At 72.6% G+C, this 16,529-nt stretch carries 8 protein-coding genes; 1 reads left to right on the top strand and 7 read right to left on the bottom strand.

The window, feature by feature from the left end; translation table 11 throughout:
• The first annotated feature begins 524 nt into the window (after positions 1-524).
• Positions 525-1,511 (top strand): LAETG motif-containing sortase-dependent surface protein, encoded by a 987-nt coding sequence (locus OG780_RS17060; RefSeq protein WP_328449134.1) that lies wholly within the window; start codon positions 525-527, stop codon positions 1,509-1,511.
• A gap of 138 nt (positions 1,512-1,649) precedes the next feature.
• Here the strand turns inward: OG780_RS17060 and OG780_RS17065 are convergent, their stop codons facing one another.
• From OG780_RS17065 to OG780_RS17095, 7 genes are all read right to left on the bottom strand, one after another.
• Complete coding sequence (locus OG780_RS17065; RefSeq protein WP_328449136.1) at positions 1,650-3,470, bottom strand: GMC family oxidoreductase; 1,821 nt, start codon at positions 3,468-3,470, stop codon at positions 1,650-1,652.
• Positions 3,471-3,558: 88 nt separating this feature from the next.
• Positions 3,559-5,370: a succinic semialdehyde dehydrogenase gene (locus OG780_RS17070; RefSeq protein ID WP_328449138.1), complete on the bottom strand. Its 1,812-nt coding sequence runs from the start codon at positions 5,368-5,370 to the stop codon at positions 3,559-3,561.
• A 145-nt stretch (positions 5,371-5,515) separates the two neighbouring features.
• Positions 5,516-7,318, bottom strand: coding sequence for a serine/threonine-protein kinase (locus OG780_RS17075; RefSeq protein ID WP_328449140.1), 1,803 nt, complete (start codon positions 7,316-7,318; stop codon positions 5,516-5,518).
• A gap of 107 nt (positions 7,319-7,425) precedes the next feature.
• Entirely contained in the window at positions 7,426-9,081 is a 1,656-nt protein-coding gene (locus OG780_RS17080; RefSeq protein WP_328449142.1) for a serine/threonine-protein kinase, read from the bottom strand.
• A gap of 108 nt (positions 9,082-9,189) precedes the next feature.
• On the bottom strand, positions 9,190-10,824 hold the full coding sequence (locus OG780_RS17085; protein WP_328458198.1) for a serine/threonine-protein kinase: 1,635 nt from the start codon (positions 10,822-10,824) through the stop codon (positions 9,190-9,192).
• 188 nt (positions 10,825-11,012) lie between these two features.
• A complete protein-coding gene (locus OG780_RS17090) occupies positions 11,013-14,060 on the bottom strand; it encodes a protein kinase (protein WP_328449144.1) in 3,048 nt (1,015 codons plus the stop codon).
• Positions 14,061-14,227: 167 nt separating this feature from the next.
• Positions 14,228-16,312, bottom strand: a complete 2,085-nt coding sequence (locus OG780_RS17095) for a serine/threonine-protein kinase (protein ID WP_328449146.1) — start codon at positions 16,310-16,312, stop codon at positions 14,228-14,230.
• Positions 16,313-16,529: the final 217 nt, after the last annotated feature.

Genomic DNA, 16,529 nt, shown 5'->3' on the forward strand with positions numbered 1-16,529 from the left:
ACTCAAGAGAACGGTCGGCCCCGGGGACGCCCGGGGCCGTCCGACGGAACCTGTTCAGGCCGCCGTCACGTGCGCGCCCTCGTGCGCCGCAGCACGGACCGGCGACCAACTCCCGTCGACCGGCGGCGCAACCCCCGACGCCGCTTCGAGGCACCGGTGCCGCCCTGACGCCGGTGCTGCCGTGAAAGGGCCCCGCGGACACGTGTCCGCGGGGCCCTTCGCCGTGCCCGGAGCGCGGACGCCGGGGCACGGAGACGTCAGTGCGGGAAACCTGCCGCCCCGTCACCCTGCGCGCCCGGGCGGACGGTTCCCTCTCCCGGCGTCTCGAACGGACGTACGCGAGCCGCACACCGATGTGACCCAGCCCACATAAGAATTCCGTGAGGTACAGGACAACCATTCCCGGGCCCGGCCGGTCTCACCTGCAGAACCAACGGTCACATCCGTGTCCACACGCGGAGGACCATCCACAAACTCCATATTCGCGCCGCGAGTTCACGGCGCACAGGATCACCGAGGTCTTCATGAAGCTTCGCCGTGCCATGGCCACTGCGGCCGCGACGGCTGTCATAGCACCGCTCGCGCTGCTGTCGGTCGCTCCGGCCGCGTTCGCGGAAGAAAGCCCGTCCCCGAGTACGAGCGTGTCCGAGTCGGCAACCGAGTCGGCCGAGCCGAGCCAGAGCGAGTCGGCCGAGCCGACCGGCACGGCGTCGGCCTCCACGTCCGCCTCCTCCTCCGCTTCGGAGTCGGCGCCCGCGCCGAGCACCTCCACCTCCGAGTCGGCGCCCGCGCCGAGCGTCTCCGCGTCGGAGTCCGAGCCGGAGGAGTCCCCCGAGCCCGAGCCCTCCGACTGCTCGGACTCCAAGGTCCAGGTCTCCATCAACGGCCTGCCCGGCAAGATCGCGGCGGGCAGCGGATGGCACAAGTTCTCCCTGGACATCCTGAACAACTCCGACTCCACCCTGACTGACCTCGGCTTCTTCGCGGGCGCGTCGCCCGACAAGAACGGCGAGGACATGTTCAAGAGCAAGCAGGTCCAGCTCCAGGCGTACAACCCGGACGACAAGGTCTGGGAGGACCTCGACGACAACGGTGACGCGGTCGGCTTCGTCGGCTACACCGACGAGCTCAAGCCCGACTACGAGGTCGACCTCCCGCTCCGCATCAACGTGAAGTCCAGCGCCCCGGTCGGCGTCGGCTTCTCCCTCGGCGCCAGCATCTACGGCGACGCCGACGCGGAGTGCACCGGCTACGGCGAGGTCGCCTACAAGTTCCAGATCGTCGCGGCCGGCACGGACACCGACGGCACCAAGCCGCAGGGCGGCGGCAAGGTTCCGGTCTCGGACAAGCCGGCCGACAAGAGCAACACGCCTTCGGTCGACGGAAGCCTCGCCGAGACGGGCTCCAGCTCCGCGCTGCCGATGATCGGCCTCGCCGGCGGTATCGCCGTCGTCGCCGGTGCCGGTGCGCTGGTCGTCGTCCGTCGCCGCAAGTCCGGCGCGAGCGCGTAACACCACGGCACGGCACGACTGACGCGGTCGTCGGTCACATACGAAGAGAAGGACCTGCGCTCGGAGGGGGGCGCAGGTCCTTCTTTTCGCTGTACGGGTCGGCGGCCGGTTCCCGGCTCTACGGGGCCGGGTCCCGGGCTACGGCTTCGGCTTCGGCGGCATCGCCGGCATGCCCAGGAACGGCAGCCGCAGCGCGCCGAACGCGTCCGCGGGTACGGCGGGACGCCCCGGCTCCACCGCCTTGAGACGCTCGTACGAGGCTCCCGGCGCCGGACGCGGATCGGCCTCGCCCTTGTTGGGCCAGAACGACATGGCCCGCTCGGCCTGCGCGGTGATGGTGAGCGACGGGTTGACGCCGAGGTTCGCGGAGACGGCGGCACCGTCGACCACGGAGATGCCGGGGTGGCCGTAGAGCCGGTGGTAGGGGTCGATGACGCCCTCCTCGGCACCGGCGCCGATCGGACAGCCACCGAGGAAGTGCGCGGTCAGCGGGGTGCCCATCAGCTCGCCGACGTTGCTGCCCGGGAAGCCGTTGATCTCCTCGGCGAGGACGGAGGCGGCGCGCGAAGCGGCCTCGATCTGCTTGGGGTTGGGCGCGCCGTGCCCCTGACGTGCCGTCAACAACCCCTTGCCCGCGCCCTTGGGCTTGAGATACGTCGTCAGGGAGTTGTCGAGCGACTGCATCACCAGCCCGATGATGGTGTGTTCGGACCAGCGGCGGTTGGAGAGCGACCGGAGCGTCAGCAGCGGATGCCGGGCCGCGTTGACGAGCCACCCGGCCACCCTCGACGAGCCCTCGGCGTAGGGGACTTGGAGGATGGACATGCCGCCCATGGCGTTGGAGCCCTTGCCGTAGCGCACGGGTTCGATGTGGGTGTTCTCGTCCGGGTGGATCGAGGACGTGATGGCCACACCCTGGGTGAAGTCGGCCCTGGGTGTCCCGTGCGCCTTGCGGTAGCGGCGGTCGTCGGTCTGCGCGCCCACCAGGGCCTCGGAGTTGGTGCGGGTCAGCTCGCCCAGCCTCTGCGACAGGTACGGGAGCTGACCGCCGGCCTTCATGCGGTGCAGCAGCGTCTGGGTGCCGTAGGTGCCGGCCGCGAGAACGACCCGGCGCGCGGTGAACGTCCGCCCGCGGCCCTTGCGCCGGTTGTCCGTCGGGAGGGTCCGGACGGCGTAGCCGCCCCGCGAGTCATCGGTGACGGACACGACGGTCGTCATGGGATGGACGACGGCACCCGCCTTCTCGGCGAGGTGGAGATAGTTCTCGTTGAGGGTGTTCTTGGCGCCGTGGCGGCAGCCGGTCATGCACTCGCCGCATTCGGTGCAGGCCTTGCGCGAGGGCCCGACGCCCCCGAAGTACGGGTCGGCGACCTCCTCACCGGGCTTCGCGCCGACGGAGCCGTCCGCGTCCTGTCCGTCGCCGAAGAAGACGCCGACCGGCGCCATGTGGAAGGTGTCGCCGACCCCCATCCGCTCCGCGGCGGCCTTGAGGTGGACGTCCGACGGGGTCATGGTCGGGTTGAGCCGCACACCCAGCATGCGCCGGGCCTGGTCGTAGTACGGCTTCAGCTCCTCCTCCCAGTCGGTGATGTCCTTCCACTGCGGGTCCTCGAAGAACGGCTTCGGCGGTACGTAGAGGGTGTTGGCGTAGTTGAGCGAACCGCCGCCCACGCCCGCGCCCGCCAGCACCATCACATTGCCCAGCAGATGGATGCGCTGGATTCCGTACATGCCGAGCCGCGGGGCCCAGAGGTAGTTCCTGATGTCCCAGGAGTTCTTCGGGAGCGTGTCGCGGGTGAAGCGCCGGCCGGCTTCGAGGACACCCACGCGGTACCCCTTCTCCGTCAGCCGCAGGGCGGTGACGGAGCCGCCGAAGCCGGAGCCGACGACGACGACGTCGTAGTCGTAGTCGTACGTTCCCTCGTCCGGCTGTTCCTGGACAGAGCTCTCCTGTGACACGTGCCGCTCTCCTCGTCGAGACCGTTTGAGAACTGTTTGAGAACCGTGGACCGTTGGCGAGGACCCGCGAAGGGCGCCGGCCCGGCCCCTACCGCAGGCGGATCGCCTTCATCAGCTTCAGGCTCCGGCTCATGAACGCCGCGTACTTCTCGTCGTCCATGCCCAGGGACGGCGCCATCGGCAGCAGTCTCTGGTGGGCGACGGTCTGCGCCTCGGTGTACTTGAGGATGCCCTCGGAGCCGTGCCGGCGGCCGAGGCCGGAGTCCTTCATGCCGCCCATGGGCGACTGGACGCTGCCGTACGCGGGCGCGTACCCCTCGTTGACGTTCACCGTGCCGGTCCGCAGCCGGGCCGCGATCGCGCGACCGCGCCGGCCGTCCTTCGTCCAGACGGAGGAATTGAGGCCGTACGAGGTGGAGTTGGCGCGCTCCACGACCTCGTCCTCGGTCGTGAACCGGTAGATGGAGACGACGGGACCGAACGTCTCCTCGGCGCAGACGGCCATCGGGGCCTCGACTCCGTCGAGGATCGTGGGCTCGTAGAAGTACGGGCCGATGTCGGGCCGGGCGACACCGCCCGCGACGACCCTGGCCCCCTTGGCGACGGCTTCCTCGACGTGCCGCGTCACGGTCTCCAACTGCCGCTCCCCGACCAGGGAGCCCATGTCCGCCCCGTACGCGAGGGACGTGCCGAGCCGTATGGCCCTGGTCCGGGCGGCGAACCGCTCGGTGAACGCGTCGGCTATGGACTCGTGGACGTACAACCGCTCGATGGAGATGCAGAGTTGGCCCGCGGAGGAGAAGCAGGCGCGGACGGCGCCGGCGGCGGCCTTGTCGAGGTCGGCGTCCTCCAGGACCACCATGGCGTTCTTGCCGCCGAGTTCGAGGGAGACGCCGACGAGACGGGCGGCCGCGCCCTGCGCGACCTCGCGGCCGGTCCGGGTCGACCCCGTGAAGGAGACGTAGTCGGCGTGCCTGACGACCTCGGGTCCGACGACCGGCCCGTCACCGATGACGACCTGGAAAATCTCGGCGGGCAGCCCGGCCTCGACGAGCAGGTCACGCGCCCACAGGGCGGTGAGGCAGGTCTCGGTGTCGGGCTTCATGACGACCGCGTTGCCCGCGACGAAGGCCGGCAGCGCGTCGCCGACCGACAGCTCCAGCGGATAGTTCCAGGGCGCGATCTGCCCGACGACACCGCGCGGGTGGCGCAGCTCGGTGACCTTGGTGAGGGTGGGCATCGCGCCCGCGTGGCGCTTGGGGCGCAGGTAGGAGGGTGCCTTGAGTCCGTAGTGCCGCGCGGCGACCAGGACGGCCTGGACCTCTTCGTGGGCGTGCAACCGGGCCTTGCCGGTCTCCAGCTGGATGAGGTCCAGGACCTCGGCCTGCCGGGCGAGCACGAGGTCGTGGAAGCGGAGCAGGACGGCGGCGCGCCGCCGTACCGGAGTGGCCGCCCAGGCGCCCTGTGCGGCACGGGCCCGCTCGAAGGCCTTCTCGACGTCCTCGGGGGTGGACTCGGGCACGTCGGCGAGCTTCTCGCCGGTGAACGGCGTGTGGTTGGCGGTCCGCCCTGAACCGGTCACGCCCTTGGTGAGCTGCGCGACGAGCTCGGGGGTGACGACATCGGCGGCGGTACGCGCGCCGGCCGGGGCGGGTGCGAGGGGGTTGGTGCCGAGGGCGGCGGGGGCCGCCGTCTCGTCCCCGGCGGCCTCGTCCGCGGCGACGGTGTCATCCGCGGCAGCGACGGCGGCCGTCTCGTCTGCGCCCACCGCGTCGGTCGCGGCGGCGGACGTCAGGTCCGCGTCGGTCGCGGCGGCCGCGCCGGCCGTCGCGTCGGTACCGGCTGCCTCATCGGCGCCGGTGCTGTCCGTGGCCTGCTCCGCGGCCTGCGAGTCCGTCATGAGCCGCAGAGTATGCCTACGCGCCCCCTTTGGGTACCCGTCGGTAATGGCCTTTCACGGAGTGCTCACACACTGCCAGTGATCACTGGCAGTAAATGCGCTGATCAGGGGGTTGTCGGTCCGACGATCACCAGCGGATCGGTTCTCACGGTTTGTCGATGTCCAGGTTCGCGATCGCCGCGTCGGCGACCTCACGGCCCCGCGCGGTGAAGTCTCCGTCGCCCGGATAGCTGATCGTGAGCCTGTACATGTCGCCGGCCTTCGACTTGTAGTAGAAGAGCCTCACTTCGCGGGGACGGGGACTCCGGCTGTCGTCGGTCTTGTAGATCACCGTGTTCTGGGCGGACTCCCTGCCCCGGTACGTCGCCCTGGCGTCCGGCTTCGTCCGCGGACCCGCCGGCATGCCCAGGTTGGAGGATCCGCTCGTCTTGAACGTGCCGTCGTCCGCGTACATCTCGGCCCGCGCCGAGTCCTTGATCACCTTGCTGGTGTCCTCGGACTTCCTGGCGAGGCTCAGCCCGATCCAGATGCTCCCGCTCCAGTCGGTGTACGTGACCCAGTGCCCCTTGTCCAGCGTCCGGTCCGGCGTTCCCGGCTGGTAGCCCGCGGGCACCGCCAGCGTCGCGGCGACGTCGGCCACGTGCCGCTTCTTCCAGCCGTCCGGCAGCGGACCGGCGAACGGGTCCGCGATCACCACGTACGCCGTCGACGCGGCCGCGACGACCACGGCGGCGACCGCTGCCACGAGGCCGACCAGGGCCTTGCGGCCGATACGGATGCCCCCGCCACCGGCCGCCGGGTTTCCGTCCGGGCCCGCGACGCCCTCGATCCGCGCGACCTGCGTCGGCGCGGGGGCGGGAGGCCGTACGGCCTCCTCCAGGAGGCGCCGGACCTCGGCCGCCGCGGGACGGTGGGACGGTTCCTTGGCGAGCAGGCCGTTGATCGCCTCCGCGAGCGGGGCACCCGCCGAGGCGGGCGCTGCCGGTGTCGCGTTGAGGACCGACTGGAGCGTGGCGGGCGTGTTGCTGCGCCGGAACGGTGAGACGCCCTCGGTGGCGGCGTAGAGCACCACGCCGAGCGACCAGAGGTCGGAGGCGGGCCCGGGGCGTACTCCCAGCACCCGCTCCGGGGCGATGTACTCGGGCGAGCCGACGAAGCCGCCGGTGTCCGTCAGGTTCGTGTCGCCCTCGATCCGGGCGATGCCGAAGTCGGTGAGCACGACGCGGTCGTACGGCCCGAGGAGCACGTTGTCGGGTTTGACGTCACGGTGCAGGACGCCCGCCGCGTGCGCCGCCTCCAGGGCGCCGAGGACCTCCAGGCCGATGCGCGCGGCCTCGCGGCTGCCGAGGGTGCCCTCCCTGAGGGCGTCGCCGAGCGAGCGGCCCCGCACCAGCTCCATGACGATCCAGGGCTGCCCGTCCACGACGGCGACGTCGTGGACGTTCACCACGGCGGGATGGTCGAGCCGCGCCGCCGCGCGTGCCTCGCGCCGCATCCGCTCGTACACGTTGGCCCGTTCACGCTCGGGAAGATGGTCCGGGACACGCGGTTCCTTGACGGCGACCTCGCGGTCCACGGTCTCGTCCATGGCCCGCCACACCGTGCCCATGCCGCCGTGCCCCAGCTTGGCGAGCAGGCGATAACGCCCGGCGACGAGCCGGCCCGCCCCCGGTTCCCCCGAGGGCCCCGGAGCCGAAGACCCCGCCCGGTCCGGGACGGTGACGTCGGGTGTGGCATAGGGATTGCCCGGGAACGGGACGGCGACCGGAACCTCCGGCTGCCGTCCGGGCCCCATGGCCCCCGGCTGCCGGACGCGCCCATGGCCCTCCGGCGGCTGCCCCGGCACCACGGCCCCCGGCTGCCGCTCCCGCGTCACAGGTCTCGGTGGTTGCAGACTGAAACTCGTCGTCTCGTCTCCCCCGAGAGGGACTCCCCCGTCGTCGCTCATGCGTCCATCTGTATCGCGGCGGGCGCCACGTCATCCAGCCTCTGCGCCCACCGGTCACAGACCCGTGACGCGGGCATCCCTTATCTCCCGTTTACGGAATCACTCCGTCACGAGACCGCGAAGGTGTCCACCGCCACGTCGAAGTACTCCTTGGCCTCCGTCACCCGGCCCACCGGCGCGGAGACCCAGACGTCGTACATCCGGCCGCTCTCCTCCCAGCACAGGTCGTAGGTGTGCCGTGGCCCCTCCGCCGCGGTGAAGCCGTCCCAGGTGAACTCCCACAGGGCGGCGGTGTGTCCTTCGTGCACCGTCCGCGCGACCCTGCCGTCGCGGTAGCCGGGATTGCTGGAGGGCCCGTCGGCGTCCGCCCGCCGCATCACGCCCAGCGGACCCCCCGTCGCGGGATCGGCCACCTTGATGCCGATGCGGAAGACGTCCCCCGATGACATGTAGAAGATCCGCTCGCCCTGCGGATCGCGCGTGAAGCCGTCGGGCACGGCGAGCGAGAAGCCGTTCGGATCCGCCGCGACGCGGTAGCCCGAGGGCGCCGTGCGGGCGGGGGCGGACGGAGTGCCGTGGCTGGTCACCGTGACGGTGGGGCCGGCGCCCCGGGGCGGGGCCGACGGTGTGCCGGACGCCGGGGACGAGGTGGAGGAGGTGCTCGGTGCCCGGGGCGTGCCCGGCGCACTCGACGAGGCCGGTCCGCCGTCTCCGCCGCCGCCCATCAGCAGCGCGGCCGCGGACACCCCCGCGCCGGCCATCGCGGCGACCAGCGCCGCGGCGACGAGGAGGCTGCGCGTGGACTGGCGGGGCGGGGTGTCGGCCACGGTGGCGGCGGAGGTCCCCGACGCCTCGGGCGCGGATCTGCGCAGGGACACATGGGGTACGTCCCGCCGCGTCGGCGTGTACGGGACCAGCAGCCGCGGCGTACGGCCGGTGTCCCGGAAGGCGCGCAGCATCCGCTCCGCCTCCGCCGCGTCGAGCCGCCGCTCCGGGTCGCGCTCCAGCAGCCCGCGTACGACGGGCAGCAGCGGCGCGGCCTGGGCCGGCGGACGGATCTCGTCGACGACGACCGCGTGCAGGATGCCGCCGAGCGAGTCGCGCCGGAAGGGCGACGCCCCGCTCAGCACCGTGCACAGCAGTGCGCCGAGCGACCACAGGTCGGACTCGGGGCCGCTCCGTGCCCCGGCCATCCGTTCGGGCGCGGTGTACTCGGGCGAGCCGACGAACGCGCCGGTCTCCGTGAGCGTCGTCGCGCCCGCGACCTGGGCGATCCCGAAGTCGGTGAGCACGATGCGGTCGGTGCCCGCCTCGACGAGGACGTTGGCGGGCTTGAGGTCGCGGTGCAGGACGCCCGCCTCGTGCGCGCGGCGCAGCGCTCCGAGCAGGTCGATGCCGATGCGGGCGGCCTCGCGCGCGTCGACCGGCCCGTTCGCGGAGATCCGTTCGGCGAGCGAGCCGCCGTCGATCAACTCCATGACGATGTAGGGGCGTTCGTCGTCCTCGACGACATCGTGGACGACGATGATGTGCGGGTGGTGGAGCTGGGCGACGGCCCGTGCCTCGCGCAGGGTGCGGTCGCGCTGGAGCCGGGACTCCTCCGCCGAGAGCGAGTCGTCGAGGGCCAGCTCCTTCACCGCGACCCGGCGGCCGAGCAGTTGGTCGGTGGCACGCCAGACGACGCCCATGCCGCCCCGGCCGATCCTGGCATCCAGCCGGTAACGGCCCGCGATCACGCGGGCGTTCTCCCCCTCGGTCCCCATGGGTCTCATCATGCCCCACCGGACGGACCCCCTCCGTGGCGGCGACCGGCCAAGTGTGCCGCCGGCCCAGGACGTCCGGCGGCACGCTCCAGGGAGCCCAAGCCCGGATCAGCCTTCCTGGAAGCTCCGCAGGATCGTGTCGAACTGCTTTTTGGTGGTGGTCCATTCGTCGGCCGGCGAGGACTCGTAGACGGCGTACTCGGTGCCGTCACTGTTCATGTACCCGACGTCGATCGCATGGTAGGGCCCCGGGAAGTAGTGCGGCGGGTCCTTGGCCAGGGCGTCCCACGTGTACTCCCAGCGGGCACCCGGCTGGTCCCGGAACAGTTCCTCCTTGAGGAGCAGTTGCCTGTAGTCCCGCAGCCGCCGTGAGATGTTCCCGTCCAGGTTGGTCATGTGGTCGTACGAGGTGCTGAAGTCCGGAGCGGTGTCGACGGCGACCCGCACGAGGTGCTTGCCCTTGTCGGGTGAGTAGTCGACCTGCCGGAGGCCGTCCTGGTCGATGGAGACGGACGACTTCCACCCCTTGGGCAGGGAGATGCTGAAGCCCACCTCGGTGTGCCGCTCCCAGCCGGCGGGAACCGCCCCCTGGCTGCCCTTGCCGCTCGGCTTGTCGCTCGGCCTGGCGTCGGCACTCCGGGTCGACGACCCGGAGGCTGAGCCGCCGGGGCCGCCTGTGCCGAAGTGCTGCAGCGCGACCGCGACGCCCCCGCCGATGATCGTCGCGAGGGCGACGACCAGGGTGAACGTACGCAGGCGGTGCCGCTTCGGCGGCGCGGGCACGGGTGCGATCGTCACCGGCGGATACGGCGTGGCGGGGGCCGTCTGCGCGCGGGTACCGCCGGTACCGGTACCGGTACCGGTCCCCGTCTCCGTGAAGTCGTACGACGCCTGGCTTGTCGGCACATACGCCTGTGCCGTCCTCGGCCGGCGGCCCTCCGCGGCCTCGGCGAGCATCTCCTCGGCCTCCTGCGGGCCGGGACGGCCCGCGGGGTCCTTGCGGAGCAGCGCGGTGATGACGGGCTCCAGCGCGCCGGCGTACTGCGGAGGCGTGAGTTCCTCGTCCACCACGGCCTGCATCGTCGACAGCGCCGACGTGCGGCGGAACGGCGACCGGCCCTCCACCGCGGTGTACAGCGTGGCCCCGAGGGCCCAGAGGTCGGAGGCCGGACCGGGGTCGTGGCCGCGCACCCGCTCGGGCGCGAGGTAGTCGACGGAGCCGACGATCTCGCCGGTGCGTGTGATCGTCGTATCGCCCTCGACCTGCGCGATCCCGAAGTCGGTGAGCAGGACACGGCGGTCGGGCGAGAGCAGGACGTTGCCCGGCTTCACGTCCCGGTGCAGCACACCGGCGGCGTGCGCCGCGCGCAGCGCCCGCAGCACCCACAGCCCGATCCGTGCGGCCTCGGCCGGTTCGAGGCGCCCCTGCTCCTTGACCTCGTCGGCCAGCGAGTTGCCCTCCACCAGCTCCATGACGATCCACGGCCGGTTGTCGTGTTCCAGCACGTCATGGATGGTGACGACGGCCGAGTGGTTGATCCGGGCCGCGGCCCGCGCCTCGGCGTGGGTCCGGGCGAGCAGCCGGGCCAGGTCGCTCTCGGCGACGTACAGCGCGGCAGTCAGCTCCTTGACCGCGACGGCGCGGTGCAGCACCTCATCATGCGCGCGCCAAACCCGGCCCATGCCACCGCTGCCGATGGATTCGACAAGCCGGTAGCGGCCCGCGAGGAGCAGGCCCTGCATCTGATTCACGTTTCCCCGCAATGGTCTTGACAGGGTCAGACTAAGGAGCGGTACCCACCCTGGGAACAAGCGGGGTCGTACGGAGACCTCACTGTGACGGTTGTCCCATCCCTGTACGGAAGGGAACCGTTTGGTGTTCAACGGCTCCCGCCTGGCCAAACACGGCGTGGGGAGGGCAAAAGGGTTGCTCAGCGGCTGACTTGGTACGTCGACGATGCCTGCTCGTACAGCCGCGACACCTCGTCGCGCTCGGCGTCCGGGCCGCGCACCTGGACCACGTGGTAGTGCCCGGCGACGAGGATCGCGAGGTTGCGCACATAGAGCGAGTGCCCCGCGGAGTCCTGCCAGGTGAACTGGCCCTCGGCCATCACCTTGCCGCCCACGTCGATCCGCCGCATCCCGCTGGAGGTCGCCCAGGTCGAGTCCCGGAAGGGCTGCAACTCCTTCTCGCTCTCCCGCTGATAGGTCATCGGGTCGCTGCCGTACGTGGCCGTGCCGTCCCGTCCGGGTACGAGGATGAGCTCGAAGTCCCCCTGGGAGTAGACGACCTGGCCGCTGCCGTTCTTCGGCGAACGCGTCCAGCCGCTCGCCACGGCGACCTGGAATCCCTCGGGGTCCTTGCGGAGGGTGAACCCGTCGGCGACGCCGGGATCGGCGGTGGTGTGCGAGGAGGTCGAACTGGACTTCCCCGAGGGGCTCCTGCCGGGGTCCGGCGAGGCATGGTCGGACCCGGGCGCGTTGCTCGCGGTCGGGTCGCCACCGGGCTGTGTGGTGGGGCCTGCCTGTCCGGCGGCGCCGGTGCGCCCGTCGCCGGTGCCGCTCCGGTCCGCCTTGGGCATGAAGACGACCGCGTACGCGACCGCCGCGGCCAGCAGGAGCAGGACGAGCAGGAGCAGGTTCCGGCCCAGCCGTCGGGGGCCCGCCGTGTTCTCCCGCCTGGCCCGCTTGTGGCGGGCGTGCGGGCTGGTCGCGGGCAGTCCGGCGCGACGCCTGCGGACGAGCTCGCCCCGGCGCCGTACGATCGGCAGCCGGCTCGGGTCGACGGGCGGTGCGGGCACGACGTTCGCCCCCGCCTCGGGCTCCGGCGCGGACCGAACCAACGACCGAAGCCAGCCGCGCAGTTCCTCGAAGTCGAGCCGCTCCGTGGGGTCCTGGCGCAGCAGCGATTCGACGACGGGCCGCAGCGGCCCGCACTCCTCGGCGAACGCGGGCGGCTCCGCGCACACCAGCTGGACCAGTTCGGCGGTGTTCTCCTCCGGGTAGGGGGCGTGTCCCTGCACGGCGCGGAAGAGCAGCGCGCCCAGCGCCCACAGGTCGGTCGCCGGTCCGATCGGGGCCGCCAGCTGCCAGTTCTCGTGCACCGGTCCGGCCTGCTCGGGCGCCCAGCGCTCGGTGACCGGCCCGACCACGGCCATCCGCGCCTGCCGGGCCCGCTCGGCCGCGAGCGCGGTGGCCGGCCCTCGGCGCGGCGGCGTTCCGGCGACCGGATCACCCCAACCACCGTCGGGACGGCCGGAAGAGTGCGGGGCGGGGGCGGGGTTCCGCGGAGTCCCGGGCACCGGGACGTGGCCGGAGGCCGGGGAGACGCCGGGCGTGCGGGCGTGTCCGGGGTCGGTGAATCCGCCGGGAGGAACGGGTACCCGGGTGTCGCCGGGCGCCTGGAATCCGCCGGTGCGCCGGCCGTCGTCCGCGACCCGCTCGCCGCCGAAGGGCCGTCCGGGGGCGGGGACGCCCGGACGGCCGCCGTGCCCGGTGCCGTAGGGGTCCTGTCCTGGCGCGACCGCGGAACGGCCGTACGCCGTGTCACCCGGCGCCGGCCTGCCGCCCGGGCCCAGCACCGGTCCCTGTCCCGATCCCGAGGGCAGTGTGGGGCGGGCCGGGCCGTCGTTCCCGCCGAGGGCTCCGGCGGCCGGCGGCGGGACTCCGTACCTGCCGGTGCCGCCGACTCCGTACGGGTCGGCTATCTGGCCGGGGGGTGCGCCGGCCGGGTGCTGCCGGCCGCCCTGGCCGGGCAGTTGCGGCGGGTTGTGGGCCTGGGCCTGCGGGGCGTGCGGGGTGCCGTACCGGCTGTCCTGGCCTGTCTGCTCGCCTGGTGCGGAGGGCCGGGGTGCCGGCAGGGCGAGCGGGTCGCCCCGGCGCTCCCCCTGTACGCGGGCGGCGGCACGCGCTCCGGCGCGGTACGCGGCGATGGCTCCGGCGCGCGCGGCGCGGATCTCGTCTCCGGCGTCCTCCGCCTGCCCGCCCGTCTCCGGTCCGCCGTCCGGCCCGGCCGTACCTGCCGGACGGCCCGGACCCGCCGGACCGCCCGCTTCGAGGGCACGCGGTCCCCGGCCCGCCACGGGTGCCCCCGGCACCGGCGCCCCCGGGACCGGCGTTCCCTGCTCCGCGCGGGCCTCGATCGCCGCCCGCCGGGCCGCTTCGGCGTCCGCGCCGCTCGTGGCCGCCACGGCGACACCGCGCGCGCCGCCGCCGAATCCGACACCGCCGACGGGCCCCCGTCCGCCCGCGGCACCCTGCCCACCTCCGGCGACACCCGAAGGAACGCCCGTCCCTGCCGGACCGGCGTCACCGGGCTGCCCGGCGCGGGGGCCGGATCCGTGACCGGTCGTGAAGTCGTCCTCCGGCGCGGGGACCGGGTCGTACCCGCACAGCGCCTCTTCCGCGGCCCCGGCCGCCAGTCCGGTGAGCAGGACGCGGCCGTCGTCGCAGACGAGCACCGTGCGCGCGGTGATGTTCCGGTGCACCCAGCCGTGCGCGTGCAGGACCCGCAGCGCGGTGAGGACGTCGGCCGCCACCTCCGCGGCGCGGTAGGGGCTGAGCGGCTTGTCGGCGAGCAGTGCGGCCAGCGGCCTCGCGGGCACCGACTCGCTGACGATCCACAGCGACCCGCCCTCGGCGAACACGTCGAAAACCTGGTCGAGCCGGGGATGGTCGGGGATCCGCGCGGCGGCCTGCGCCGCGTCGATCGCGCGCAGCACCGCCGGTTCGGTGGGCCGCCGGGTGGTGCGGGAGGACGCCCGCCGCACTCCGCCGTCCCGGGCCACGAACCCCTCGGGCAACCCGTCCGCGTCGAGCACCTCGGCCTCGACGACCTCGGGCAACGGCACCTGCCGTACCAGGACTTCCTGCCCGCTGTAGGTGTCGAAGGCCCGGCTCTCGGCGAGTTCGTACTCGTCGGACGGCGGCAGGGGCAGGCGGTAGCGGTCGGCCAGTACCCGTCCCGCGTAGTCGTCCACGATGCTCCCCCAGCCGACCGGTTGGTCAATTCCGTTCGCCGTGCGTTCCGTTGTGGCTTCGTTCGGTCCGCAACCACTCACGATACGTGCCCGAGGCAACCCGCAGAGCGGTGATGCGAGATCTCGGGCCCCGTTCGTCGCGGAACGTCACCTCGGCCGGCGGTACGTCATGACTTCGGCTGGAACGTCTTGGTCAGCGTGGCCCACGTGCTCTTGCGCAGCGCGCTGTTCCACGCGGCGTCCTTGGCCGTGTACATCAGCGCGTAGCCCTGATGCGCGTTCACCACGAAACCCCGGTCGACCGAGTGGAACTTCGTGCCGCCGTCCACGTAGGTGAACTCCCAGTCGGCCGTGTTCCAGCCGCGGTAGCTCACGTGCTCTATGACGATCTTCTTGTACTGGGAGCGCGTCATGTAGCGCTCCTGGTTGTTCCAGTCGGCGACCGGGTCGTCCTTGGGAGTCGACGTCCAGCCGACGAGGAGCTTCTGTCCGCCGGGACCGGTGAACCGGGCTCCCGCGGCGTCCTGGGACTTGTACGCCCACCCCTTCGGCAGCCCGATCGAGAAGCCCTGGCCGCTCTTGTACGTCGTCACGGAGGCGGAACCCGAGCCCGACTCCTTGCCGTCGCCGCTCGAACCGGCCGAGTCGCTCTTGCTCGTGTCCGACGAGGTGTCCGCGGAGTCGTCCGAGCCGGAGCCCGACTTGTCGCCGCTGTCGGTGTGCGAGGCGTCGCTCTTGTCCTTGCCGCCGTCCTTGCTGTCGTCGCCGCTCTTCCCGCTGCCGGCGGCCGCTCCGCTGGAGGCGGTCGCCTTGGCGCCGGTGCCGCCCTTGGCGCCGTCGTCGTCCCCGCCGCCGAACGTGAGGGCCAGCACGGTGCCGACCACGACCAGCGCCACGACGACCGCGAGGATCACCAGGGTGCGCAGCGGCACGACATCCGTGAGCGAGGCCTTCGGCGCCGGGCGAACCGGACGCTCGGGTGCCACCGGCCATCCGGACCCCGAACCGCCGCGCGTACCCGCGGCTCCGCCGCCTCCGGCCGAACCGGAGTTCGCCGGCTTGCCGTCGGGACCGCTCGGCTGTACCGGCACGGAAGGACTCGCCGCGGCGGTCGCCCCGGAGGCGCCGCCGACCGGGCCGGCCGCCGCGCCGGACCCCGGACCCGTGCGCGGGGAGACCGTCCTGGCCGCTCCCTCCGCAGGGCCGGAACCCGGGCCGCCGGCCGTCTTGGCGCGGGAGGCCGCCGCCGAGGTGGCCGCCGCCGTGGCGGCCCCGGCCGCGGTCGCGGCCTTGCGTACCGACCGCAGAGCCCCGCGCAGCCGCGCCGGTTCCTCCGGCAGCGGCGGCATCGCCACGACCTTCGTCGCGTCCGGCGGCTCCGGCAGGTTCTTCTCGGGCCCGGTCTCGCGCAGCACCTCGTTGAGCATGGCCCGGGCGCCCGCTTCGTCGAGCCGCTGCTCGGGATCCTTGGCGAGCAGGCCGTAGATCACGTTCTCCAGCGGGCCCGCGTTCTTGGGCTGTTCGACCGGCTCGGTCATCACCGCGGTGAGCGTCGCGATCGCGGAGCCCTTGTCGTAGGGCGGCACGCCTTCGACCGACGCGTACAGCAGACCGCCCAGCGACCACAGGTCGGCCGCGGGGCCGGGCTTGTGACCGCGCGCCCGCTCCGGCGAGATGTAGGAGGGTGCGCCGACGAGCATGCCGGTCGAGGTGATGGACGGGTCGCCCTCCACCTGGGCGATGCCGAAGTCGGTGAGCACGACCCGGCCGTCATGGTCGATCAGCACGTTCGACGGCTTCACGTCCCGGTGCAGGATGCCCTCACGGTGTGCCGATCGCAGCACGTCGAGGATGGCAAGACCCACCTCGGCGGCACGCTTCGGCGTGAGCACTCCGTCCTCGCGGATGACCTCGGCGAGGGACTTGCCCCCGATGAGCTCCATCACGATCCACGGCCGGTTGTCCTCGTCGACCACGTCGAAGACCGTCACCGCGCCGTTGTTGCGGATCCGCGCGATGGCCTTGGCCTCCCGCAGCGTGCGCGTGATCAGCCGGCGCTTCTCGTCCTCGTCGATGGCCGACGGGAACCGCAGCTCCTTCACGGCGACCGTACGGCCCAGGGTCTCGTCCTCGGCGCGCCACACCGTGCCCATGCCGCCGCGGCCGAGAACATCCCCCAGCCGGTACCGCCCGGCGAGGAGACGATCGCTCTTGTCCTGACGGGATGCTCCCGTCCGCTCTGCCTCCGACATGCGTCCCCTCATGCAACCCGCCCTGACAGAGCCTCCATTGTCCCCTACCCGACAAGTGCCCAGCGCCCTGGGGGCCCCTGGAACCGCAACAGCTCAGCCAGTGAGACGTCCGGAACCCACTGAAAGCCTTCCCGCGGCCGTGCACAGCGCACGCCGGCCGCCCCACGACCGAGGTCCCGCGGGTCGCCGCGCCCGCTTCCAGGACCGGCCCCAACGA

The organism is Streptomyces sp. NBC_00386 (assembly GCF_036063235.1).
GTDB lineage: Bacteria > Actinomycetota > Actinomycetes > Streptomycetales > Streptomycetaceae > Streptomyces.

Coding starts and splice junctions, on each gene's coding strand:
- OG780_RS17095 (WP_328449146.1), bottom strand. CDS start 16,312: ATGTCGGAGGCAGAGCGGACGGGAGCATCCCGTCAGGACAAGAGCGAT.
- OG780_RS17075 (WP_328449140.1), bottom strand. CDS start 7,318: ATGAGCGACGACGGGGGAGTCCCTCTCGGGGGAGACGAGACGACGAGT.
- OG780_RS17080 (WP_328449142.1), bottom strand. CDS start 9,081: ATGGGGACCGAGGGGGAGAACGCCCGCGTGATCGCGGGCCGTTACCGG.
- OG780_RS17070 (WP_328449138.1), bottom strand. CDS start 5,370: ATGACGGACTCGCAGGCCGCGGAGCAGGCCACGGACAGCACCGGCGCC.
- OG780_RS17085 (WP_328458198.1), bottom strand. CDS start 10,824: ATGCAGGGCCTGCTCCTCGCGGGCCGCTACCGGCTTGTCGAATCCATC.
- OG780_RS17060 (WP_328449134.1), top strand. CDS start 525: ATGAAGCTTCGCCGTGCCATGGCCACTGCGGCCGCGACGGCTGTCATA.